General features: G+C 72.6%; 18 protein-coding genes. 9 read left to right on the top strand and 9 right to left on the bottom strand.

All coding sequences use genetic code 11. From position 1 onward, the window contains the following. Positions 1–100: 100 nt before the first annotated feature. Positions 101–1,084 (bottom strand): polyprenyl synthetase family protein, encoded by a 984-nt coding sequence (locus WBN91_RS21030; protein WP_337724789.1) that lies wholly within the window; start codon positions 1,082–1,084, stop codon positions 101–103. 242 nt (positions 1,085–1,326) lie between these two features. Beyond that, complete coding sequence (locus WBN91_RS21025; protein ID WP_337724788.1) at positions 1,327–1,782, bottom strand: hypothetical protein; 456 nt, start codon at positions 1,780–1,782, stop codon at positions 1,327–1,329. Positions 1,783–1,910: 128 nt separating this feature from the next. On the opposite strand from WBN91_RS21025, the gene WBN91_RS21020 reads away from it, so the two are divergent. Genes WBN91_RS21020 through WBN91_RS21005 form a run of 4 tightly spaced genes read left to right on the top strand, consistent with a single transcriptional unit; the run spans position 1,911 to position 4,578 of the window. Further along, complete coding sequence (locus WBN91_RS21020) at positions 1,911–2,366, top strand: low molecular weight protein-tyrosine-phosphatase (RefSeq protein WP_337724817.1); 456 nt, start codon at positions 1,911–1,913, stop codon at positions 2,364–2,366. After that, entirely contained in the window at positions 2,363–3,193 is an 831-nt protein-coding gene (locus WBN91_RS21015) for a fructosamine kinase family protein (protein ID WP_337724787.1), read from the top strand. The genes WBN91_RS21020 and WBN91_RS21015 overlap by 4 nt, the downstream gene beginning before the upstream one ends. 7 nt (positions 3,194–3,200) lie before the next feature. Then, the gene (locus WBN91_RS21010; protein ID WP_337724786.1) at positions 3,201–3,764 is read left to right on the top strand and encodes a DUF1349 domain-containing protein; all 564 of its coding nucleotides are present in this window, start codon (positions 3,201–3,203) and stop codon (positions 3,762–3,764) included. 16 nt (positions 3,765–3,780) lie between these two features. Then, complete coding sequence (locus WBN91_RS21005; RefSeq protein WP_337724785.1) at positions 3,781–4,578, top strand: SURF1 family cytochrome oxidase biogenesis protein; 798 nt, start codon at positions 3,781–3,783, stop codon at positions 4,576–4,578. Here WBN91_RS21005 and WBN91_RS21000 read toward each other — a convergent pair. Further along, positions 4,499–5,479 carry a cobalamin biosynthesis protein gene (locus WBN91_RS21000; RefSeq protein WP_337724784.1) on the bottom strand — a complete coding sequence of 327 codons (981 nt, stop codon included), beginning with the start codon at positions 5,477–5,479 and terminating at the stop codon, positions 4,499–4,501. The genes WBN91_RS21005 and WBN91_RS21000 overlap by 80 nt on opposite strands. A 51-nt stretch (positions 5,480–5,530) precedes the next feature. Here WBN91_RS21000 and WBN91_RS20995 point away from each other — a divergent pair, with 51 nt between their 5' ends. From WBN91_RS20995 to WBN91_RS20985, 3 genes are read left to right on the top strand one after another with little or no spacing between them, the layout of a single operon-like run. Continuing rightward, complete coding sequence (locus WBN91_RS20995) at positions 5,531–7,009, top strand: DUF2397 domain-containing protein (protein WP_337724783.1); 1,479 nt, start codon at positions 5,531–5,533, stop codon at positions 7,007–7,009. Next, positions 7,009–8,178, top strand: a complete 1,170-nt coding sequence (locus WBN91_RS20990; RefSeq protein WP_337724782.1) for a TIGR02678 family protein — start codon at positions 7,009–7,011, stop codon at positions 8,176–8,178. The genes WBN91_RS20995 and WBN91_RS20990 overlap by 1 nt, the downstream gene beginning before the upstream one ends. Next, a complete protein-coding gene (locus WBN91_RS20985) occupies positions 8,175–12,302 on the top strand; it encodes an SbcC/MukB-like Walker B domain-containing protein (protein ID WP_337724781.1) in 4,128 nt (1,375 codons plus the stop codon). Before WBN91_RS20990 ends, WBN91_RS20985 begins: the two co-directional genes overlap by 4 nt. 128 nt (positions 12,303–12,430) lie before the next feature. On the opposite strand, the gene WBN91_RS20980 is transcribed toward WBN91_RS20985, so the two are convergent. Both WBN91_RS20980 and WBN91_RS20975 read right to left on the bottom strand, forming a co-directional pair. Further along, positions 12,431–13,618, bottom strand: a complete 1,188-nt coding sequence (locus tag WBN91_RS20980) for an ROK family transcriptional regulator (RefSeq protein ID WP_337724816.1) — start codon at positions 13,616–13,618, stop codon at positions 12,431–12,433. A 220-nt stretch (positions 13,619–13,838) separates the two neighbouring features. Continuing rightward, positions 13,839–14,309 (bottom strand): MarR family winged helix-turn-helix transcriptional regulator, encoded by a 471-nt coding sequence (locus WBN91_RS20975; RefSeq protein ID WP_337724780.1) that lies wholly within the window; start codon positions 14,307–14,309, stop codon positions 13,839–13,841. A gap of 58 nt (positions 14,310–14,367) precedes the next feature. Between WBN91_RS20975 and WBN91_RS20970 the strand changes: the two genes are divergently transcribed. Beyond that, positions 14,368–15,249: an NmrA/HSCARG family protein gene (locus WBN91_RS20970; RefSeq protein WP_337724779.1), complete on the top strand. Its 882-nt coding sequence runs from the start codon at positions 14,368–14,370 to the stop codon at positions 15,247–15,249. Here the strand turns inward: WBN91_RS20970 and nudC are convergent. The 4 genes from nudC to WBN91_RS20950 all read right to left on the bottom strand — a co-directional run bounded on the left by nudC (position 15,246) and on the right by WBN91_RS20950 (position 20,724). After that, positions 15,246–16,193 carry an NAD(+) diphosphatase gene (gene nudC / locus WBN91_RS20965; protein ID WP_337724778.1) on the bottom strand — a complete coding sequence of 316 codons (948 nt, stop codon included), beginning with the start codon at positions 16,191–16,193 and terminating at the stop codon, positions 15,246–15,248. The genes WBN91_RS20970 and nudC overlap by 4 nt on opposite strands. Beyond that, the gene (locus WBN91_RS20960; RefSeq protein WP_337724777.1) at positions 16,190–17,578 is read right to left on the bottom strand and encodes a M16 family metallopeptidase; all 1,389 of its coding nucleotides are present in this window, start codon (positions 17,576–17,578) and stop codon (positions 16,190–16,192) included. Before WBN91_RS20960 ends, nudC begins: the two co-directional genes overlap by 4 nt. Continuing rightward, the gene (locus tag WBN91_RS20955) at positions 17,575–18,885 is read right to left on the bottom strand and encodes a M16 family metallopeptidase (protein WP_337724776.1); all 1,311 of its coding nucleotides are present in this window, start codon (positions 18,883–18,885) and stop codon (positions 17,575–17,577) included. The genes WBN91_RS20960 and WBN91_RS20955 overlap by 4 nt, the downstream gene beginning before the upstream one ends. A gap of 201 nt (positions 18,886–19,086) precedes the next feature. Beyond that, a complete protein-coding gene (locus WBN91_RS20950; protein ID WP_337724775.1) occupies positions 19,087–20,724 on the bottom strand; it encodes a DUF2207 domain-containing protein in 1,638 nt (545 codons plus the stop codon). Positions 20,725–21,048: 324 nt separating this feature from the next. Between WBN91_RS20950 and WBN91_RS20945 the strand changes: the two genes are divergently transcribed. Further along, complete coding sequence (locus tag WBN91_RS20945) at positions 21,049–22,131, top strand: neutral zinc metallopeptidase (protein ID WP_337724774.1); 1,083 nt, start codon at positions 21,049–21,051, stop codon at positions 22,129–22,131. Positions 22,132–22,142: the final 11 nt, after the last annotated feature.

Genomic DNA, 22,142 nt, shown 5'->3' with positions numbered 1-22,142 from the left:
ACCCGCCAGCCGGCCTTGCCCCCCGCCCCAACCCCAACCCGCCGCCGAGCCCCGCCCGAGCTCGCCGCGCCGACGAGTCGGTCGACCCACGCCGGGCCGGTCAGGCGATCCGGGAGGACGCCCAGTCCAGGTAGGCGCCGGGCAGTTCGCGCAAGACGCCCAACGCGTCGGACTCCGGCAGGTCCGGCAGCGCGTGCACCGTCTGGGCCGCCAGGCTGGTGCAGTACGCCAGCGTGTCCGGCACCAAGCCGGATGTTCGCAACTCCCGCAGCAGGTCGGACACGTCGGTGTCGGTCAACTCACGCCCGCGTGCCGCCAGCAGCTCGCGCTGCGCGTCGGTGACCGCCCGCAGCAGCGGGAACGTGTAGACGCCCTGGCGGACGTCGTTGCCTGCGGGCTTGCCCAGGCGCTCGGTGGTGGACGCCAGGTCGAGCAGGTCGTCCAGGATCTGGAACAGCAGCCCGAAGTGCGCGCCGTACTCCGACATCCGCACGGTCGTCTCCTCGTCCGCCCCGGCGACGTGGGCGGCCAGCACGCAGCCCACCCGGAACAGCGCACCGGTCTTCAACGCGATGGAGCGCAACGCGTTCTCCGGTGTCCGGTGCGGGTCGAACAGGTCGAGGACCTCCAGCACCTGACCCTCGACCAGGTCCGCGACGGCCTCCGCGAGCCGGCCCGCCGCGTACGGAGAGATCTGCTCCAACGCCGTCTGGCTGGCCCGCGCCAGCATGAAGTCGCCGACCAGGACGGCGGGACCGGTGCCCCACTCGGCGTTGACAGTGCGCACGCCGCGCCGCTCGGCGGCGTTGTCCATCAGGTCGTCGTGCACCAGCGAACCGGCGTGCAGCAGCTCGACGCACGCCGCCGACGTGACCGCCTTCGGCCCGACCCGCCCGGACAGCGCCAGCGCGCCGGCCAGGATCAGCACGGAGCGCAAGCGTTTGCCGCCGGCGGCGGTGATGCGGCCGGAGAACGTGTTGACGATCGGCAGCGTGGACGACGTCGCCAGCCGCCGGATCTCGTCCTCGACCACCGGCAGCGCGTCGGCGAGCGCCGGGATGGTCGGCATGGTCGTGGTGCTCACAGCTCGATCGTCGCGCGAGCCCGCTGAGAGCGGGCTGAGATCCGGCGGCCCGCTGAGAGGCGGCTGAGAGCTACAGCATCGAAGCCGCGACCGCGATCAACACCAAGAGGACGCACAGCACCCAATGCCACCGCATCGGCGGGCGTGCGTCATGGGCCGCGAAGTCCCTCATGGGTTCGCACATGTCCTCTCCCCGAGGATTTACCACTACACAGGAGCTTTCGCGGGAAATGCGCCGGACGTTACCCTTGATCGCGTTTGCGGAGGTTCGCGTCGATCTCGGAGATCAGCTTCGCCCGGTCCCGTCTGGCCTGCTCACGATGCTCCTGGTCACGCACGAGCGCCAATACGTCACGCTCCGAGTAACCGGCGGATTCCCGGTAGAAAGCGTCCTCGAACCACCACCACGAACGCAGTCCCACCCGAGCGACACGCACGGGCTGCACACGCCTGCGCACGTCCAGTGACGAGAAGTCCGCGATTCGCGTCGGCGGGCATCCGGTGGCCACGAAGAAATGCCGTTTCCGGAACAGGAACCCGCGATCGGTGAAGAAGCCGGCGTTGGCATCGGGCCGCAACCCGCGCTCCACCGCGCCGGACGGGCGGGGCCGGGCGAACACGGGCGTCTCCGGCCACGACCGCTGCCACCACGAGAGCGCGGCGAACACCACCGCACCCGCGCACAGCAGCAGCACCACGCCGACAACGCCTGACATCGAAGTCCCCCAACGAGCCGGTGGGTCCGATGGTCGTGCGCGCCGGACGCCGGAGTCCAGAACCCTCACCCGGAGCGCCCAACCTGGCAGACTCGTCCGCCGTGGCACTCCTGCATGTGACCTTCATCTGCACCGGCAACATCTGTCGCTCCCCGGTGGCCGCGATCATATTCCGCGAGCACCTGCGGCGGGCCGGGTTGGGTGATCACGTCACCGTCACCAGCGCGGGCACCGGCGGCTGGCACGTCGGCGACCCGGCCGACCCGCGCGCGGCGAAGTCGTTGGCGGACAACGGTTATCCCACCGAGCACACGGCCGCCCAGGTCGACGAGAACCACCTCGACGCGGACCTGCTGGTCGCGTTGGACTCCGGTCACGCCCGCGCCCTCCGGCGGCTGCTAGGCGACGGCGAGCGGGTGCGGTTGCTGCGCTCGTTCGACCCGGACGCGGACGGCCCGGACGTGCCCGACCCGTACTACGGCGACAAGGCCGGGTTCGACCTGGTGATCGCCCAGGTCGAGGCGGCGATGCCGGGGCTGTTGGCCTGGGTGCGGGAGAACCTGTGACCCCTGGACAGGCCGCTGCCGAGCTGACCGGTGTGCGAGCGCTGGAGGTGCGGCACCTCGGCAACTCCGTCTTCGAAGTGGACCTCGAAGACGGCGACCTGGTCGTGGTCAAGCGGCACGACGACCCGAACGCCGTGCTCGCCGAGGCCAAGTCCCTGGAGTGGCTGGCCGAACCCGAGGGACCGCCGGTGCCGGGCGTCCGCGCCCACGCCGAGCACTGGCTGGTCATGGACCAGGTCGAGCGCGGAAGCCCCTCGCCGGAGGCGGCCGAGGAGTTCGGCCGCCGGCTCGCCGCCCTGCACGCCACCGGTGCGCCCGCGTTCGGCGCTCCCCCGCCCGACGGCCCCGAGCACGCGTCCATCGGGCTCGCTCCGATGGTCAACCGGCCGCACGAGACCTGGGCGGACTGGTTCAAGGCCGACCGGATCGACTTCTACCTGCGCAAAGCCGTCGACCAAGGTGCGCTGAGCCCGGACCAGGCCCGGGTCGTCGAGGCCGTGCGGGTCGACGCGCCCGACGAACCCCCGGCCCGGCTGCACGGCGACCTGTGGAACGGCAACGTCCACTGGGCCGCCGACGGACGCGCCTGGCTGATCGACCCGGCCGCCCACGGCGGGCACCGGGAGAGCGACCTCGCCATGCTCCACCTGTTCGGCTGCACCCACCTGGACCGCATCGTCGCCGCCTACCAGGAGGTCACGCCCCTGGCGGACGGCTGGCACGACCGGATCCCGCTGCACCAGCTGTTCCCGCTGCTGGTCCACGTGGTGCTGTTCGGTGGCAGCTACGTGCAACAGACCCTGGCCGCCGCCCGCGCGCTGTCATGATGACCACATGGGGATCTCGGCGTTCGACCGCGACGACTGGCAGTGGCTCAACGAGCCCGCCTCCTGGTCCGACGAGGGCGGCCTGACCTTCACCACCGCCCCGGACACGGACTTCTGGCGCACCACCCACTACGGGTTCGTCCGGGACACCGGCCACGTGCTGGGCGTCCCGCTGACCGGCGACTTCAGCCTGCTGGCCTCCTTCACCGCCGACTACGCCACCCAGTACGACCAGGCGGGCATCGCGCTGCGGGTCGACGAGCGGAACTGGATCAAGGCGGGCGTCGAGCTGGTGGACGACGAGTTCCAGGTCAGCGCGGTCGTCACGCGCGATTTCTCGGACTGGTCGGTCGTCCCCGCCGGGCGGGTCACCCGCGTGACGGTCTCCGCCGCGCGCGAAGGCGACGCCGTGACCGTCCGGTACGGCCTGGGCGACGACGAGCCGACCACCATGCTGCGCCTGGCGTACTTCCCGCCCGAGGTGACCGTGCTGGCCGGCGTGATGGCGGCGGCGCCCACGGGGCCCGGTTTCGCCGTCCGGTTCGACCGGGTGCAGGTCACAACGGCCTAGGGCTTACCGTGGAGCGGTGCGGTTGAGCTTCCTGTTCCGGCCCGGCTGGCTCGCGTTGACGCTGGCGGTCTGGGTGTTCGCGGGCGCGTGCTTCGCGCTGCTCGCGCCGTGGCAGTTCAGCCGCGACGCCGAGCGCGAGGCCCAGAACAGCGCCGTCACCTCGTCCATCCGCAACGCGCCGGTGCCGGTCGCGCAGGTGCTGGGCGAGCCGAACTCGGCCAACGAGTGGCGTCGGGTCACCATGACCGGCCGGTACCTGCCCGAGGGGCAGGCGGTGGCGCGGCTGCGGACCGTGCAGGGCGAGGCGGCCTCCGAGGTGCTGACCCCGTTCCGGCTGGACAGCGGCGAGATCGTGCTGGTCGACCGCGGGTACGTGCGGCCGGTGAACGGGCTGAAGGTGCCGGAGCTCAAGCCGGTGCCGACGGACACCGTCACCCTGATCGCCTGGGTGCGGGCCGGGGAGAACGACAACCGGGACGCCATCGAGCGCGACGGCCACCGCGAGGTGTACGCGATCAACTCCGCCGTCGTCGGGCGGGCCGCGGGCCTGGACATCCGACCCGGCTACTTCCAGCTCACCGAGGGCCAGCCCGGCCTGGAGGAGGCGCTCCCGCTGCCCAAGCTGGACGCAGGACCGTTCTTCTCCTACGCCCTCCAGTGGATCGCGTTCGGCGCGATGGCGCTGGCCGGCTGGCTGTACTTCACCGTCCGCGAGGCCCGGCCGGGCGGCGCGCTCAGCGAGCCGAAGGCGAAGCGGAAGTCCGTCGCCGAGATGCTCGCCGAGGACGAAGCAGGAGCGCCAGCACCGAGGTGACCGCGGCGGCGCCCGCGCCGACCACCCGCGACAACTCCACCGCCCGGGTCACGTGGCCCGCGTCCGGGTTGCGGCCGTGGCCCAGCACCGGGCGGTCCTCCGCGCCGTGCGAGTACACCGTGCGGCCACCCAGCCGGATCTCCAGCGCCCCCGCGAACGCGGCCTCGACCTGGCCCGCGTTGGGGCTCGGGTGCGCCGAGGCGTCCCGCCGCCACGTCCGCCACGCCTCGCCGCCCGACCCGCCGACGACCGGTGCCCCGGCCGTGGTGAGCAGGGCCGCGAGCCGGGACGGCACCAGGTTGGCCACGTCGTCCAGGCGGGCGGAGGCCCAGCCGAAGCGGGTGTACCGGGCGTTCTTGTGACCGACCATCGCGTCCAGCGTGTTCGCCGCGCGGTAGCCCAGCAGGCCCGGCACCCCGGCGACCGCGCCCCAGAACAGCGGGGCGACGACGGCGTCGGACGTGTTCTCCGCCACGGACTCGACGGTCGCCTTGGCCAGGCCGAGGGTGTCCAGGCGGGCGGGTTCCCGGCCGCACAGGTTGGGCAGGCGGCGGCGGGCGGCGTCCAGGTCGCCGCCGTCCAGTTCCCGGCCCATCGCGGTGCCCTCGTCAGCCAGCGACGAGCCGCCGAGCACGACCCAGGTGGCGGCGGCGGTGGTCACGGCCTGGAGCACGGGGTGCTTCCGGCCTGCCCGTTCGACGGCGACACCGGCCAGCACCGTGCCGCCCACCAGAGCGGCGGTGTAGGCGACGCCGGCGGCCTTGTGGTCCCGGTAGAGCTTGCGTTCGAGCGCCGCGGCGGCCCGACCGAATCCCGCTACCGGGTGAAACCTGCGGGGGTCCCCGAACACCGCGTCGGCGGCCACCCCCAGCACCAACCCGACCGCGCGTCCCACACTCACGGTGGCACGGTATCCCGCGGGGAGTCGGTGCCCCGCATTAGGGTGCCTCCCGTGGAACCGGCCCGCCTGAAGCTCTACGCGTACCTGGACGCCCGTGATCACCAGCGCACCTACCTGGCGATCATGCGGCTGTTCACGTCCACGCTGCTGGCCGACCTGTCCGCCGGTGAGGTCGCGGGCGCACTGGCCGGCGCCGAGCGGGAGGGCCGGGTCGAGCCGGGCGAGTCGCGCATCGAGAACGTGATCAACCGGCTCAAGCAGCTGGTCGAGTGGGGCAACCTGGTGCAGGGCCGGCGCGAGGTCGTGGCGTCCAGCATCGCCGAGTTCCAGCACGGCAGCGTGCGCTACCAGGTGTCCAAGCTGGCCGTGCGGGTGCAGCGGGACGTGGACGAGCTGCTGCGCGTCCCCGAGGGCGCGCGGGAGGTGTCCCGGGAGCTGCTGCCGGCCGTCGAGCGCGGTCTGGGCGCGCTGGGGCACACGCTGTCCGAGGCGCTGATGAGCGAGGGCCGCCGGCCGCGCGAGGTGCTGGCCGAGCAGGTGACCACGCTGTTTCTCCAGCACGCCGAGCTGGCCGCCACGGTCCGCGACTTCTACGCCTACCTGGGCCAGGTCGTGACCCGGCACCACTTGGCGCCCGAGGAGATCTCCGGCTTCCGCAACCTGCTGGTCGAGTACATCCAGATGGTCGTGGAGGACGTGCTGCGGCACACCCCCGCCATCGCCGAGGCCCTGGCCCGGTTGAACGGGGCACGCGGCGAGCTGCTGCGCCTGCTGGGCCGCGCCGACCTGGGCGACCGGGTGGAACGGGCGCGCGGGCGCACCGACGCGGACTGGCAGGAGCTGACCGACTGGTTCGTGGACCGGCCCGGCCGGCCCAGCCAGGTCACGGCCCTGCGGGAGGCGACCGCGCGGGCCATCGGGTCGCTGCTGGCCAGCGTCAAGCGGGCCACCTCCGGCGGCGGGCTGCTGCCGTCCCGACGCGCGGACCTGCTCAAACTGGCCGCCTGGTTCGACGCGGGCACCCGGTCGCAGGCGCACACCCTGTACGCGGCGGCGTTCGGGCTGCACTCGGCGCGGCACCTGTCCCCCGCGCCCGAGCACGACAGCGACAACGAGCGCACCCCGTGGCGTGACGGCCCGGTGGTGGACGTGACGGTGAGCGTGCGCAGCCGCGCGGACCGGGCCGGCAGGGGCAAGACCTCACGCATCCTGGACGACCCGATGACCGAGCAGTCCCTGCTGGCCGAGGCCCGGGAGGCCGACGAGCGGCGGGCGGCGTCGGTGGCCGAACTGTCCGCCGCCGCGCCCCGGCTGGCCACGACGACCTTGTCCGGTGAGGCCCTGGGCGTGCTGTGCGAGCTGCTCACCCTCGCGATGGCGCAGCGCGACACGGCCTCGGACTCCGGGTCGGCCACGGATCCGGTGCGCGGCCTGCGGGTCACCGTGGCGCACGCGCCGGGCCGGTCGGCGGTGGTGCGCTCGCACGGCGGGACGTTGACCCTGCACGACTCGACGCTGGTGCTGGACTGATGTTCGACGACCTCTCCGACATCGACGCCGCCAACGTGGTCCGCTGCGCGCGGACCCTGCTGCGCCGGCCCCTGCTGCGCGCCGACGGGCCGGACGGCGAGCTGGTGGCCCTGGTGTACCGGCACCGGTTCGTGCTCCAGGACCTGTTCGCGCGGCTGCTGGGCTACCGGCTGGTGGTGGAACGGCGGTTCGCCCGGCTCTACAAGGCCGGTCCCGGCGACGACGACTCGCGCGGCGTGCTGGGGCTGTCGCCGCGCGGGTACGCGTACGTGGCGCTGACGATGGCGGTGCTGATCGGCATCGGTCGGCAGACCCTGCTGTCCCGCCTGGTCGCGGACGTGCGGGCGGCGGCGGTGGAGGCGGGCCTGGACGTCGTGGACGACGTGGTGGACCGGCGGGCGCTGACGGCGGCGCTGCGGCACCTGGTGTCGCTGGGCGTGCTGCACGAGACCGAGGGCACGGTCGACATGCAGACCGAGGCGCTGATCACCGTGGACACCGACCTGCTCGGTCAGTTGCTGACCGGTCCGGTGGGCGAGGCGTCGTCGCCGGAGCGGCTGGTGGAGCTGGCGGCCCGGCCCGGTCCGCGCGGGGTGGAGCACGCGGTGCGGCGCAAGCTGGTGGAGAACCCCGTCGTGCTGTACGCGGACCTGCCGCCGGAGCAGGCCGAGTGGTTGCGGCGCAACCAGCGCAAGGAATCCGTGCTGCTGGAGACCTCCTTCGGGCTGTACACGGAGAGCCGGTCCGAGGGCGTGCTGGCGGCCGACCCCGAGGACTACCTGACCGACCTGTACTTCCCCGGGACCTCCACGGTGGCGCGGCTGGCGTTGCTGGCGCTGCCCCCGCTGTTGGAGGAGGAGCCCCGGTCCGACGGTCGCCACCCCGTTGCGCGCGAGCGGTTGCTCCAGGTGTGCGGCGAGCTGGTGGAGGACTACCCGGCGGCGTGGTCGAAGCAGTTCACCGACGACCTCGAGCGGTTGGCCGACGAGGTGCTGGAACTGCTGCGGCGCATGGGCCTGGCGGTGTCCACAGAGGACGGTTGGCTGCTGAACGCCGCCGCCCACCGGTGGCTGCCCCAGCCCGACGGTGACCCGGAACGCGAAGTGGAACAACCGGTGGCGGTCCCCGAGGTGCCGAGCTGGTCGTTGTTCGATGAGGAGAGCGTGTGAACAGGTGGCGGCTGCACCGCGGCGGCATCGTCAACATCTGGCAGTACACCGAGCAGACGTTCGACTTCTCCGGTGGCCGCGCGATCTTCCAGGGCACCAACGGGTCCGGCAAGTCGCGCACCCTGGAGCTGTTGTTGCCGCTGTGCCTGGACGGCGACCTGCGGCAGGTCGGCTCGAAGGGCTTCGACACGGTGTCGCTGCGCCGGCTCATGCTCGACGACTACGACGGCGGTCCCAACCGCATCGGGTACGCGTGGGTCGAGCTGGTGCGCGGTGACGACGAGTACCTGACGTGCGGGCTGGGCGTGAAGGCGTCGAAGACGTCCCAGGCGATCACCGACTCGTGGCGGTTCGTGACGTCCCGGCGGGTCGGTCACGACCTCACGTTGGTCGGCGCGGAGCGGACGCCGCTGGGGCCGGCGCAGCTGCGGGACCTGATCGGCGCGGACTGCGTGCTGGAGGAGGCCGCGTTCCGGGCGAAGATCGCCGAGACCGTGTACGGCGTGCCCGCCGCCCGGTACGGGGACCTGCTGCACCTCCAGCGGACCCTGCGCAACCCGGACGTCGGGTTGAAGGTCTTGGAGGGGCAGCTGGAGCAGATCCTGTCCGACGCCCTGCCGCCGCTGGACCAGGCGATGGTGGAGCAGCTGGCGACGTCGTTCGACGACCTGGAGTCGATCCGGGAGAACATCGTCCGGCTGTCGTCGGCGGACGCGGCGCTCGGGACGTTCCTGAAGACGTACTCGGACTACGCCTTCGGTGGCCTGCGGGCGTCGGCCGACCGGTTGGCGTCGGCCGAGGAGTCGGTGCGCAAGCTGGAGCGGGCGTCGGCGAAGCTGTCCGCGTCGCTGACGGAGACCCTGGCCGAGCGCGCCGCCGCCGAGGCCTCGCTGGAGGCGCTGGAATCCGGTGAGCAGCAGGCCGAGGAGACCATCGGCGCGCTGAAGGAGCTGCCCGCGTTCCGCGACCTCCAGGACCTCCAGACCCGCGAGAAACTGGTGGCGGAGAAGCGGTCCTCGGCCATCGCGGCGCTCGACATGGCCGGCAAGCAGCGGTCGCAGGAGGACGGCGCGGTCGACGGCGTGCTCCGCCTGCTGCGTCGCCTGGCCGACGACCTGTCCGCGGCCGACGAGCTGGTCGAGCCCCTGCGCCACCACCTGCGCGTGGCCGGCCTGGACCCAGCGCTGGTCCCGGACGTGCCCCGGGCGCCGGTGCTGGAGCCCGAGGTGCGCACGGAGTCCGTCCGCGCCAAGCCGGACCCCGAGGCCGAGCCGCTGCCCATCGAACGCCGCCTGCCGCCACCGGTGCCGAACCTGGACCTGTCCGCCGCCGACCGCACCGAGGAGATCGCCTCCCTGGCCCGCCGGCGCGGAGCCCTCGCCCTGGCCCTGCACCGACAGGCGGAGGAACTGGAAGCCGCCCAGCGCAAGGTGGACGCCCTCCACCAGACCGCCCGCGACGCCCAGCAGACGGCGACCGAAGCGGCGGCCCTGCGCAACCAGGAGGCCCAGGAACTAGCCGAGGTGGCCCTGACCTGGCTCGACGAGGTCCGCGCGTGGCGGGACTCCGCACCCGCCCGCCCAGCCGAGGACCTGCCGCTCCCGACCTCGGTGGACCCCACGGCGGCCCGCAAACTCACCTCCGCCGCCCGCGACTGGGTGGGCCCCTTGGTGGCCGCCGCCCGCGACACCGCCCACGCCGGCGCGGCCCGGCGAGCCGAACTGCACACGGCCATCGACGCACTCGACGCCGAACTCGCCGGCCTCCGCTCCGGCACCTCCCGCTCCCCGGAGCCGGGCCGTTTCGCCGCCGCCGAGCGGGATTCCTCGGTCGGGTCACCGTTCTACCGACTGGTCGACTTCGCCCCCGCCGTCCCGGAGTCGGACCGCGCCGGCCTGGAGGCGGCCCTGGAAGCCTCCGGCCTGCTCGACGCCTGGGTGACCGCCGAAGGCACCCTCGACACCGACACCGACACCGACTCGCCCACCCACTCCGCCCCACCCACCCACTCCGTCCCACCTGCCCACTCCGCCCCACCTGCCGGCTCCGCTTCGTCCGCCGGTGTTGCCGTAGCGCCGGGCGGGGTGGTCGCCGTGCCTCGGGAGCCGGTGGCCGGGCCGTCGTTGGCGTCGGTGCTGGTGCCCGCCGTGGACCCCAGCTCGCCGGTCCCGGCGGACGTCGTGGCAGCGCTGCTGGCGTCGGTGTCCCTGACCCCGGCCGAAGGCGCGTTCGCGGTCACGGCCGACGGCCGGTGGACCGCCGGCGTGCTGACCGGCTCGTGGCACAAGGACGCCGCCGAGTTCATCGGCGCCGGAGCCCGCGAAGCCGCCCGCCGCCGCCGCATCGCCGAACTGGAGGACGAGCTCGCCGCCCTCCGGTCCGACCTGGGCACCGCCGAAGCCGACCTGGCCGCCGCGCGCGGCCTGGTCGGTCAGTGGGAAGCGCACCTGGACCGCTTCCCCACCGACCGGGTGCTGGTCGCCAAGCACGGCCGCCTCCAAGCCGCGCAAGAGTCCGCCGACCGCGCCGCCAAACGTGCTGCCGACCTGCGCGCCGAACTCGAATCCGCGCAGGTCCGGGGTGAGGCCGCGCACGCCGAGGTCGTGCGCCAAGCCGGTGACGCCGGCCTCCCCGCCACCACCGAAGGCCTCCGTCAGGCCCAGAGCGCCGCCGTCGAGGCCCAGCGCACCGCCGACCGCCTCGGTGACGTCCTCCGCCGCCAGTGCCACGCCACCCTGGCCGACCTCACCGACGCCGGCCACCGGTACCACTCGGCGGTCGAGGACCGGGTGGCCGCCGAGTCCGACGCCGAGGCGCGGTGCGTGGACTACGCGACCCAGGCGAGCACGTTGGCCGAGCTGACCGACGCCATCGGCGGCGAGGCCAAGGAGATCGCCACCCAGCTGTCCACCCTGGAGCGCTCCCGCCGCGAGATGCGGGACGAGCTCAAGGGCGTCCGGGAACGCGTCGCGTCCGCCCGCGAGCAGGCGGCGAAGCTGTCCGCCCAGCTCGACACCGCCGCCGAGCAACTGACGTCGGCCCAGGACGCTCGGGTGCGGGCGGTCGAGCAGTTCAAGGCCACCATCGCCGCCCCGGGCCTGCTGGTCGCGGCACTGCCGGACGCGCCGGAGGACGTCGAGTCGGTGCGGGCCGCCTTGGCGATGTCCGACCGGCGCGGCGCGGGCGAGGCGACGGTCATCACCAAGCTCCAGGCGTTGCAGACGGCGCTCGCGGGCAGCCACGACATCGCCGCCGAACAGCACGAAGGCCTGCTGACGGTGACCGTGACCGGTGAAGAGGGCGCGCGCCCGGTCGCGGTGGCGGCCCGGCAGGTGACCGCGAAGCTGGCCGAGCAGCGCGGTTTCCTGGACGAGCGGTACCAGAACATCTTCGCCGACTACCTCATCCGCGACCTCGCCGAGTGGCTGCGCGGGCAGATCGCGGTGGCCGAAGACCTGTGCCGGCGGATGAACGAGGTGCTCGGCCGGGCGCGGTCCTCGCAAGGCGTGCACGTGAAGCTGGCGTGGAAGCCCTCCGCGGCCCTGGAGGAGGAGACCCGGGACGCGCTCGCGCTGGTCCGCCTGCCCTACGCGGACCGCAACCCCGAGCAGGACGCCGTGCTGCGGCGGGTGTTCACCGAGCGGATCGAGGCCGAGCGCGACGCGCACTCGGGCAGCTACGCGGAGATCCTGTCCCGCGCGCTGGACTACCGGACGTGGCACCAGTTCACCGTGACCGTCGCGGACACCGGTCCCGACGGCAACCCGCGTGAGCGACGGCTTCGGCAGCTGTCGTCCGGCGAGACCCGCCTGATCTCGTACGTGACCCTGTTCGCGGCGGCGGCGTCCTTCTACGACGCGGTGACCGGCGACTTCGCACCGTTGCGGCTGGTGCTGCTGGACGAGGCGTTCGAGCGGCTGGACGACCCCACCATCGCGCGCATGCTCGGTCTGCTAGTGAACCTCGACATGGACTGGGTCATCACCTGGCCCAGCGGGTGGGGCGTGTCGGACAAGATCCCCCGCATGCACATCTACGACGTGCTCCGCCCCAAGAACGGCCGCGGCGTGGCCTGCACCCAGACCACCTGGGACGGCACCGCCCTGGACCGCATCGACCCCTGACCAGGTGCCACCCGGGTCGGGCCGCCGGCTTCGGCACCGATCCGGGTCGCCTGGTTCAGGCTGCCTGGTTCGGCCCAGACCCGGCTGGTGGTCCCGCGCCCGGGCTCGCGTCGAGTGCCGGACCGTCCCTACCCGACCCGGGTGGGGACCCGCTTCACCCCACCGGACGCCAGCAGGTCGGCGACCGGCAGCGTCGCCGCCCCGAGCGCCACCGACTCGGGACCCAGCTCGCACAGCGTGATCGACACCTGCTCGAACGGCCGGCGCAACGCGTGCGTGGCGGCCTCCGCCCGGATCGTGTCGAGCAGCCGTTCACCGAGCAGCAGCCCGGCCCACCCGCCCAGCACCACCAGGGACGGGTTGAACATGTTGATCAGGTTCCCGATCCCCAACCCGGCGAACCGCGCGGTCTCGGCCAGCACCTCCCGGGCCGCAGGTGTGTCGCTGCCCACCAGCGCCCGCAACGCGGCCTCCTGCTCCTCCGGCACGCCACTCTCCAGCGCCCGGTACCGCTCCACCACGCCCGCCGCCCCGATGTAGGCCTCCAGGCACCCCGCCCCACCGCACCGGCACGCTCGACCGTCCAGCGCCACGGTCGTGTGCCCCCACTCCCCCGCACCGCCGGACACCCCGCGGTACGGCACCCCGCCCACGATGACACCCGCGCCCACCCCGGACCCGATCAACGCGACGACCACGTCGTCCGTCCCGCGCCCGGCGCCGAACCAGGACTCGGCCTGCCCGAGCGTGTTAGCCCCGTTGTCGAGGTAGAGGGGCAGGTCGGTGCCCGCGCGCAGCATCCGCTCGAACGGCACCCCGTGCCACCCGACCGTCTGCGTGTAGACGACGCCCTGCTCGACCAGCCCCGGCAGCCCGACCCCGACCCCGAGCACGTCGTCCACCCCGGCCTCGGCCAGGCAGGTCTCCAGTCCGACCAGCACCTGCCGCGCGACCTCGTCCGCCGGGTACGCGCCGGGGTCCATCGGGAAGGTGGCCATCGCGAGCCGCCGCAAGGTCAGGTCGAACACCTCGACCAGCACGTGCGTCTCACCGACGTCCACCCCGACCACGGCCGCGAAGGACGGGTTGACCCGCAACAACACCCGTGGCCGCCCGCCGTCCGAGTCGACCTGCCCGGCTTCCACCACGACGCCGTCGTTGATCAGCTCACCGACGACGTTGCTGACCGACGCCTGGCTCAACCCGGTGATCCCGGCGAGTTCCTGCCGGCTGCGCGGCTGGTCGAAGTACAGCGCGCGCAACACCCGCGCCCGGTTCCCGGCGCGCAGGTCGCGCACGGTCAGCTTGCGGTGCACCGTCACCCCCTCATCCAAGCCGAGTGCCGCCGGCACGTCATGGCGACCTCCCCAGACGACCCGCGAACGACCGGCCAAGAGCCACCCGGCGCAAGCGGAGCAGAGGTCAGCCGCCCACTCGCCGCGAGCCGCGGCCCCGTTACCGGTCGACCCGGCGCGCCGGAACCCGTTGAACCGACCCGCCGGTAGCCACCCCGCGCTCAGGGCACCGCGGAGACCGTCAGGGGGCGAACCGCTGGGCGTCCCACTTGCCGTGCGCCTCCAGCAACTTGCGCCCGATCCGCCGCAGGTCGGCGAGATCGCGTTCGGTCAGCGCTCCCGCGAACTCCTCCGCCACAGCCGCCCGGTAGGCGGGCGCGGTGGTCGACTCCAGCACGGCCTTGCCCTCGTCGGTCAGCGCCGCGTAGACCACCCGCCGGTTCTCCGGCAGTTGCGAACGCTCCACCCACCCGCGCCGGACGAGCCGCTCCACCAGCCGCGTCACCCCGCTCGGGCTCACCGCGAGGAGGTCGGAGAGCTCGGACATCGGCAGCCGCCCGTTCATGTGGATCCGGTACAGCGCCTCGTGTTCCAGCAGCGAACACCCGGCCACCGCCTCCACCCGCTCGCCCATCGCGACGCGCACGGCGTCCACACCCTGCTGCACGTACAGCCACGCCAGCAGCGCCTCACTCGGCTCGAAGCGTTCCACGACCGCCACCCTACCAACTCGCTTGACAACAGAACATTTTCCTCGTCAAGCTTTGAGCATGGAAACGACATTGGTCACCGGCGCCACCGGCGCCCAGGGCGGCGCAGTCGCCCACCTCCTGCTCGACCGCGGCCACCCCGTCCGCGCCCTCACCCGCAACCCGGAAAGCCCTGCGGCGCAACGACTCCGCGCCGCCGGCGCCGAGATCGCCCACGGCGACTTCGACGACCCGATCTCCTTGAAGGCGGCCCTGCACGACATCGGCGCCGTCTTCGCCGTCACCACGCCCTTCGGCACCGACGTCGACACCGAGATCCGCCAGGGCCTCGCCCTCGTCGACGCCGCCCACGAGGTCGGCCACATCGTCTTCACGTCGGCCTCGAACGCCGACCGCGGCACCGGCATCCCGCACTTCGACAGCAAGTACGTCATCGAAGAACGCCTCGCCGCGGGGAACGTCCCGTGGACCGTCCTCGGCCCCGCCGCGTTCATCGACGACAAGTTCGGCGAATGGACCCTCCAAGGCCTGCGCCAAGGCATCCTCGGCCTGCCCATACCGTCGGACAAGCCACTGCACCTGGTCGCCGTCGCCGACATCGCCGCCGTCGCGGTCCTCGCCCTCGAACAGCCGGACCGCTTCACCGGCCGCCGCCTCGACCTCGCCGGCGAAGCCCTCACCCCCGCCGGGATGGCGGCAGCGCTCACCGAGGCGATCGGCCGGCCGATCCGCCACCACCGCCCTCCGCTGGACGTGGTGGAACGCCACTCGACCGACCTCGCCGCGATGTTCCGCTACTTCACCGAGGTCGGCACGGACATCGACGTGCCCGCGCTGCATGCCGAACTCCCCGAGATCACCTGGCACCGGTACGCCGACATCGTGCGCACGGTGCCGTGGGCCGACCTGCTCTCCACCCACGGCACCGCCAAGCGGCACTAGCCCGCCGCCACCCACGACTGGATCATCCGGTACGCGATCGACGCACCGGGCGCCAGCAACAGGTCCGGCACACTGCCCGGCTCCGCCAACGCCTGCCGCACGTCGGCCCGGGTGACCCACTTCGCCTGGGCGATCTCGCCGTCGGCCAACCGCAACGGCTCATCCGGATCGCCGATCGCCTCGAAACCGATCATCAGCGACCGCGGGAACGGCCACGGCTGGCTCCCGAGGTACCGGATACCGGTCACCTCGACGCCGACCTCCTCGGCGATCTCCCGGGCCACGCACGCCTCCAGCGACTCGCCGGCCTCGACGAACCCGGCCAGCACGGAGTACCGGCCCGCCGGCCAGCCCTCGCCGCGCGCGAGCAGCACCCGGTCGGCGCCGTCGTGCACCAGGCAGATCACCGCCGCGTCGGTGCGCGGGTACTCCTCACGGCCGCACCGCGAGCACACCCGCGCCCAGCCCGACTTCACCGACTCCGTCGTCCCACCGCACTTCGCGCAGAACGCCGCGGAGCGGTGCCAGTGGAACAGGGCCACGGCGGAGGTGAACAGACCCGCCCCGGCGTCGTCGAGCAGCGCGCCGACCGCTCGCAGGTCGAGCCACTGCGGCTCGTCGGTCAGGTCGGGCAGGAACCACGCCCGACCGGCCGGCGCGGCCACGTCGGTCTCGTCCGCGGTCGGCACCGCCCAGTAGGCCACGCCGTCCTGCTCGCCGAGCAGGACGGCGGTGTCGGGCGGCCCGTCACCGAGGTCGGTGGCGGGCCGGTCGACCAGCCGAGTGCCCTTGTCCGCCACCAACGCCCGGCCGTGCGTGTCGACGGTGATGAACCGGGCCTTCGGCCACAGCTGGGCGATGCGCTCGGTGTCGCCGCGCAGCGGTTCCCGCCGGTCGACGGTGAACCGCGACAGGGCGGGCAGCTCCACCAGCTCGAAACTCACGGCAGGGTGACACCACCCAACGACCGCAGCTGCGGCGCGAGCAGGTCCGCGTCGCCCACGAGCACGCCGGTGAACGCGGTCGGCGCGAAGAACTCCAGCGCCGCCTCGGCCACCTGCTCCACGGTGACCGCCGCGAGCCGGTCCGGGTGCCCGGTGAACCACTCGATGCCCAGGCCGAGCCCGGCGAGGTTCACCAGGAACGACGCCAGCCCGCCCTGCGACGACGTCGCCGTCAGCAGCGACCCGATGGCGTACCGGCGGGCGGTGTCCACCTCGGACTCGGTCGGCGGGACCAGCGCCAGCCGGCCCAGCTCGTACCGCGTCTCCAGCAGCGCCGCCGCGGTGACCTCGCTCGCCGTGTCGGCGTCCACCAGCAGCGTCGCCCCACCCGGCGTGAACTCCGGGTGCGAGCGGGCGCTGTAGGTGTAGCCCTTGTCCTCGCGGATGTTCTCCACCAGCCGCGACGAGAAGAACCCGCCGAACACCAGGTTCGCGATCTGCAACGCCGGGTACCGCGGGTCCGTGCGCACCACGCCGCGCCCGGCGAGCCGGATCTGCGACTGCACGGCGCCCGCACGCGGCACGAACAGCACGTCACCGCCCTGGACGGGCGGCAACGGCCGCAGCGACACCGCGGTGCCCTCTCCGGTCCACGAGCCCAGCGCCGCCTCGACCGCGCGCACCGCGGCATCCGGCTCGACGTCGCCGACCACGACCAGCACGGACCCGCGCGGCAGCACGGCCTGCGCGTGCAGCGCGAGCACGTCGTCCCGCCCGACCTCCGCGACCTCTTCGGCCTCGGGCATCTCCTTGGCGAACGGGTGGTCGCCGTACAGGTGGCGTTGCAGCGCCTCCCGCGCGATCACGTTCGGTTGCGACCGCGCGAGCCGGATGCGCTCCACCAGCCGGGCCCGTTCCCGCTCGACCTCCTCGGCCGGGTAGGTCGCGCCGGTGAGCACGTCCCGCAGCACGTCGAGGACCGTGTCCAGGCCCGACACCAGCGAGTTGCCGGAGAACGCCAGCCGCTCCGGGTCGACGACCGCGTCCAGTTCGCCGCCGACCAGCGCCAGCTCGGTGTCCACGTCCACCCGGCTGCGCGTGGCGGTGCCGGTCAGGATCGTGTTCGCCAGCACCTCGGCCCGCGCGGCGTGCGCCGAGCCCGTGCTGGAGTCGGCCGGGTCCGCGAACGGGATCCGCAGCCGCACCTCCACCAGGGGCACCGACGACCGGCGCACCGCGATGACCCGCAGCCCGTTGGACAGCTCGACGTCCACCGAGGTCAGGTCCGCGGCGGCCCGCTGCTCGCCCAGCTCGGGCAGCGGACGCGGCCCCCGCTCCGTGCGGCCGATCTCCTCGGCGCTGCGGTGCGTCGTCGGGGCGCTCACTCGGTACCTCCGTTGTTCTCGTCGTTCTCCACGTCGCCCGCCGGCTTGAGCAGCAGGACCGCCCGCGAGTCCGCCCGCAGCGCCTTGGCCGCCGCGGCGACGTCCTCGGTGGTGACGGCGGCCAGCTTCTCCGGCAGGTCGTACAGCAGCTCCGCCCGCCCGAACAGCAGCTCCGCCGAGCCGAGTCCGAGGGTGCGGCTGGTCAACCGGTCGTGCTCGCGGTGCATGGTGGACACCCACCGCGCGGTGACCTTCGCCAGTTCCTGCGCCGAAGGTCCTTCCTCCGCCAACCGCAGCAGCTCCTCGTCCACCGCCGCGATCACCCGCTCGGACGGGACGTCCGGCGCGTGGATCGCGGTGATGCTGAACGTGTCCGGGTCGCGCGCCTCCAGCGGGCCGAAGAGCCCGCAGCCGGCGCCGACGTCGACCACGATCGCGTCCCGGTGAACCAGCCGCTGCTGGAGCCGCGAGCCGTCGCCGTCGGTCAGCACGCCCGCGAGCACCAGGTAGGTGAGGTACCCCTCGACGTCGGCGACCGGGTCCGGGATGCGGTAGCCCAGCGCGATGGCCGGCATCGGGGCGTGCGGGTCGGTGTGCTCGGCCCGCAGCTCGCCCTTGGGCGGGGCTTCGGCGAACGACGGCCGCACGGGCACGGGCCGTGCGGGCACGTCGCCGAAGTGCTTCTCCACCAGCGCGCGGGCCGCCTCGGGCGCGAAGTCGCCCGCCACGGTCAGGACCGCGTTGCCCGGCGCGTAGTAGGTGTCGAAGAATGCGGCGCAATCATCCACTGTTGCGTTTTCAAGGTCCGTGAAATCGCCGTAGCCGTTGTGCGCGTTCGGGAACGTCTGGAACAGGACCGGCGGCAGCAGGATCCAGGGGAACCCGCCGTACGGCCGGTTGAGCACGTTGAGTCGGATCTCCTCCTTCACCACGTCGATCTGGTTGCGCAGGTTTTCCTCGGTCAGCTTCGGCGCCCGCATGCGGTCCGCCTCCAGGAACAGCGCCCGCTCCAGCGCGGCGGACGGCAGCACCTGGTAGTAGTCGGTGTAGTCGGGGTGCGTGGACCCGTTGAACGTGCCGCCCGAGGACTGCACGTGCCGGAAGTGCGCGAGCTTCTCCAAGCTCTCGCTGCCCTGGAACATCAGGTGCTCGAACAGGTGCGCGAAACCTGTGCGGCCCTCCGGCTCCGAACGGAATCCCACGTCGTAGTGCACGCTCACCCCGACGACCGGAGCGCTCGGGTCTGGGGCGAGCACCACCCGCAGGCCGTTGGGAAGCGTGAACCTGTGCAGTTCGGGTAGCGCCATGAACGCAGCCTACGGGTTTCCACCCCCGTGAGGACCGCAGGTCGCCCGCCCGGACGGCCGCCCGGCGTCAGCCCAGCGCGAACTGCGCGGACACCCGGCCACACCCCTCCGCCCACCGCCCCGATGCCCGTCGGTTCGAGTGGCCGGACGACAAGATTGTCGAACGAGAGTTCGAATCAGCGCAAGATCACGATCGGGTGATCATCGGAGGGAACGCAGGTGGCCGGCCTGCGCCAGCACCCCGTCCAGCGCGCCCACGAAGTGCGGGAACCGCTGCGCGAACCGGCCCAGGTCGGCCGAACGGTCGGACTGGCCGAACCAGTACAGCCCCGGCTGACCACCGGCGAACGTCCCCAGCCAGCGCTCGGTCTCGCCCAGCACCACCGCATACGGCAGCGAACGCGAGAACACCATCTCCCGGTCCTGCTCCGGGATGTCCGTTGGCGATGCCGTGTGCAGGTATCCGCGCAGCCCCCGCACGTGCTCCAACAACGCGGCACCGCGCTTGGTGCGCGCCGGCATCCACCGCGCGCCCAGCGCCAGCCCGACGCCCGCGACGGCCACCACGAGTCCGAACAAGGCGGGTCCAGAGACCAGCGCCAATCCCACGGTTCCGGCGACACCCAACGCCACCACGGCGAGCCCGACCCACCACCATAGGCTGCGCTCGGCATCCGGACGCCGCACGAACCAGTTACGCGCCACCACGTCCGCATAAAGCTCATCGCGCACACGCGTGAGGTCGATCGGCCGACCCCTCAGCTCGGACAGCAGCACCGAGTCCACACCGTCGGGTAGGACCGCCTGATAGACAGCACGCTCGTAGCCGGACAGCGACGAGTCGGCCGGGTTGCGGCGCACGAACCGCCAGTCCCGCTCGCCGACCTCCTCGATCCACACGTAGTTGCGCACGGCGAGGTCCACGACGGTCGCGGTCACGTCCACGACGTCCACGTGCTCGTCCACCACGGTCCCGACCTGCCCGGGCAGCACACCGTCCGGCGACGCGAAGGCGACCCGCCCGGACGGGTCCGTGACCAGCACGTTCACCGGCCCGACGTCGCTTGCGAGCGCACGGGCGTCCCGGCCGCGCAGGTACCACAGCAGGGCGAGGCCGCCGAGCAGGAGCACGACCAAGCCGCCCAGGCCGAGGCCGGTCGCGGGGGTCAGCGCGAACGCCGCGGCCAGGCCGGACGTCTCTTCCACACGAGCGTTGGCGGGCGCGGTCCCGTCCTGCAACCCCACCGCCACGTCGATACGCTCACCTGCGGAAAGGCCGATTTCGGTGGCGCGGACGCCACGGCCGTCGCCGAGGTCGGCGGACGTGCACGGCTTGGACGTGCCCGGCTCCCCGGCCAGGCAGTTCACCGATTTGGGGGCGTCCGGCGTGATCACGGAGACCTTCACCGAGTCCAGAACGGTGTCCCAGCCGCTCGCGGGCTGCCAACGCAGCTCCAACGTGTCACCGATCTTCGCCACGGTCCCCACGACCGTGTACTTGACGGTGGACGTGCCGGGGCGCAGCGCGATCGTCAGTTCGTCTTCAGCGACCGTCGCGGACCCATTGCCCTCTACAGAGGCGTCGGTAACGTCGAACACACGGTCGCGGTTGTCGCCGACGGCGATGCGCAGCGGTACGACACGTTTGGCGCTCTTGCCCTCGGGGACGCTGACGACCTCGGTCACGGTCAGCTTGCCGTCGCGCTCCAGCTTGAGGCGCACGTCGGCGCCGACCGTGCCGGGCAGCCCCACAGGACTGCTCGGCTGCGCCGACGCGGTGCCGACGAACGAGCACAGCGCGACGGCGCACAAGATCGCCGCTCCCCAGTTTTTCAACACGGCCGCGGAGAATAGCGGAGCCGCCCTATGCTTCTGTGCTGATTCGGGCATCCGCGATTTGGGGGATCACCAGCGATGACGCAACCACCGCCGCCGGGTGGCTGGCCGCCACCACGACCGGTTGGGCCGCCACCCATGCCCGCTCCGCTGAATCCCCAGCCCACCCGTCCGTGGCCGACCCAGCAGCCGCCGCCCGCTCAGCAGCCCGGCCAGCAGCAGCCGTGGCCGCCCGCCCCGCAGCCGCAGTCCCCTGGTCAGCAGTTCCCCGGGTCGCACCAGCCGTATCCGCAGTCGCCGGCCACGCCGCCGCCGGGGATGCCGCCGATGGGACCGCCTCCGGGCGCACCCCAGCCGCCTCCGATGGCGTCGCCGCAGCCACCGCCCGCGAACTGGGGTCCGCAGCCCGGCTGGGGACCGCCCGGTCAGCCTTACCCGCCGCTGCCGCGCAAGAGGAACAACGGCCCTCTTGTGGCGGGCGTGATCATCGGGGTCGTCGTCCTCGGTATCGCGACGATCGGAATCGTGGCCGCGACCAGCAAGCCGAAGCGTTTGAACGACTCGGCTTACTCGGGCTACTCCAGCTACACCTACTCGTACCCGACGACGACCACGACGACGGAGACGACCACAACGACGACGACCACTACAACGCGGTCGACGTCCACCAGCACCACCAAGGCCGGCCCTAAGGCGGTTATCGCACTCGGCGACAACCCGATCCACGGTGCCGGTCTGGGCGCATTCAACATCGATGGCTGCCCGCTGCCCGCCATGAACTACTCGCCGGCGGGTCAGGACGACTTCCTGCGGTCGGCGTTGCCGTGCATCGAGGCCATGTGGAAGCCGTCCTTCCAGAAGGCGAACCTGCCGTACCAGCCGGTGGAACTGGTCATGGTGACCTCGCAGATCACCAACCCGTGTGGCGGCATGGGGCCGGACCGGACCGCTATGTACTGCGAAGGCACCATTTATTGGACGCCGAACCACTACGCGAACGAGCAGGGCGCGGCCAACCCCAACCACCCGGGCAAGTACCTGGGCCAGCTCGCGCACGAGTACGGCCACCACGTCCAGTGGCTGTCGGGCATCTTGCGCGCGTCGGGCCAGGCGCAGTACGACAAGGGCGGCTGGGACACTCCGGCGGGCCTGGACCTGAACCGGCGCAAGGAGCTCCAGGCGACCTGCTTCGGTGGCATGACGCTGGCCCCGCTGTCACACGGTGCGGTGCCTGGCGACGTCATCTCGGTAGCGCTGAGTGACGCCGGGAACCGGGGCGACTACCCGATCTACCCGAACCGCGACCACGGCGCGCCGGAGCGGAACGCGGCATGGGTCAACCACGGCTTCAAAAACAACGAGACCAGTGCGTGCAACACTTGGCTGGCGAGCGCGGAGGACGTGAGCTGACCCGACTGGAG

The sequence above is a fragment of the Saccharothrix sp. CCNWYY140 genome, from assembly GCF_037401995.1.
In the GTDB taxonomy this organism is placed as follows: Bacteria; Actinomycetota; Actinomycetes; order Mycobacteriales; family Pseudonocardiaceae; genus Actinosynnema.
Note: the sequence above shows the minus strand (reverse complement) of the source record. Positions and strands in the feature narration are given on the sequence as shown.

Bases quoted from the DNA above. Each gene is read 5' to 3' on its own strand.
- WBN91_RS20990 (WP_337724782.1), top strand. From the start codon at position 7,009: ATGTTCGACGACCTCTCCGACATCGACGCCGCCAACGTGGTCCGCTGC.
- WBN91_RS20955 (WP_337724776.1), bottom strand. From the start codon at position 18,885: ATGGCGCTACCCGAACTGCACAGGTTCACGCTTCCCAACGGCCTGCGG.
- WBN91_RS21010 (WP_337724786.1), top strand. From the start codon at position 3,201: ATGGGGATCTCGGCGTTCGACCGCGACGACTGGCAGTGGCTCAACGAG.
- WBN91_RS20970 (WP_337724779.1), top strand. From the start codon at position 14,368: ATGGAAACGACATTGGTCACCGGCGCCACCGGCGCCCAGGGCGGCGCA.
- WBN91_RS20945 (WP_337724774.1), top strand. From the start codon at position 21,049: ATGGGACCGCCTCCGGGCGCACCCCAGCCGCCTCCGATGGCGTCGCCG.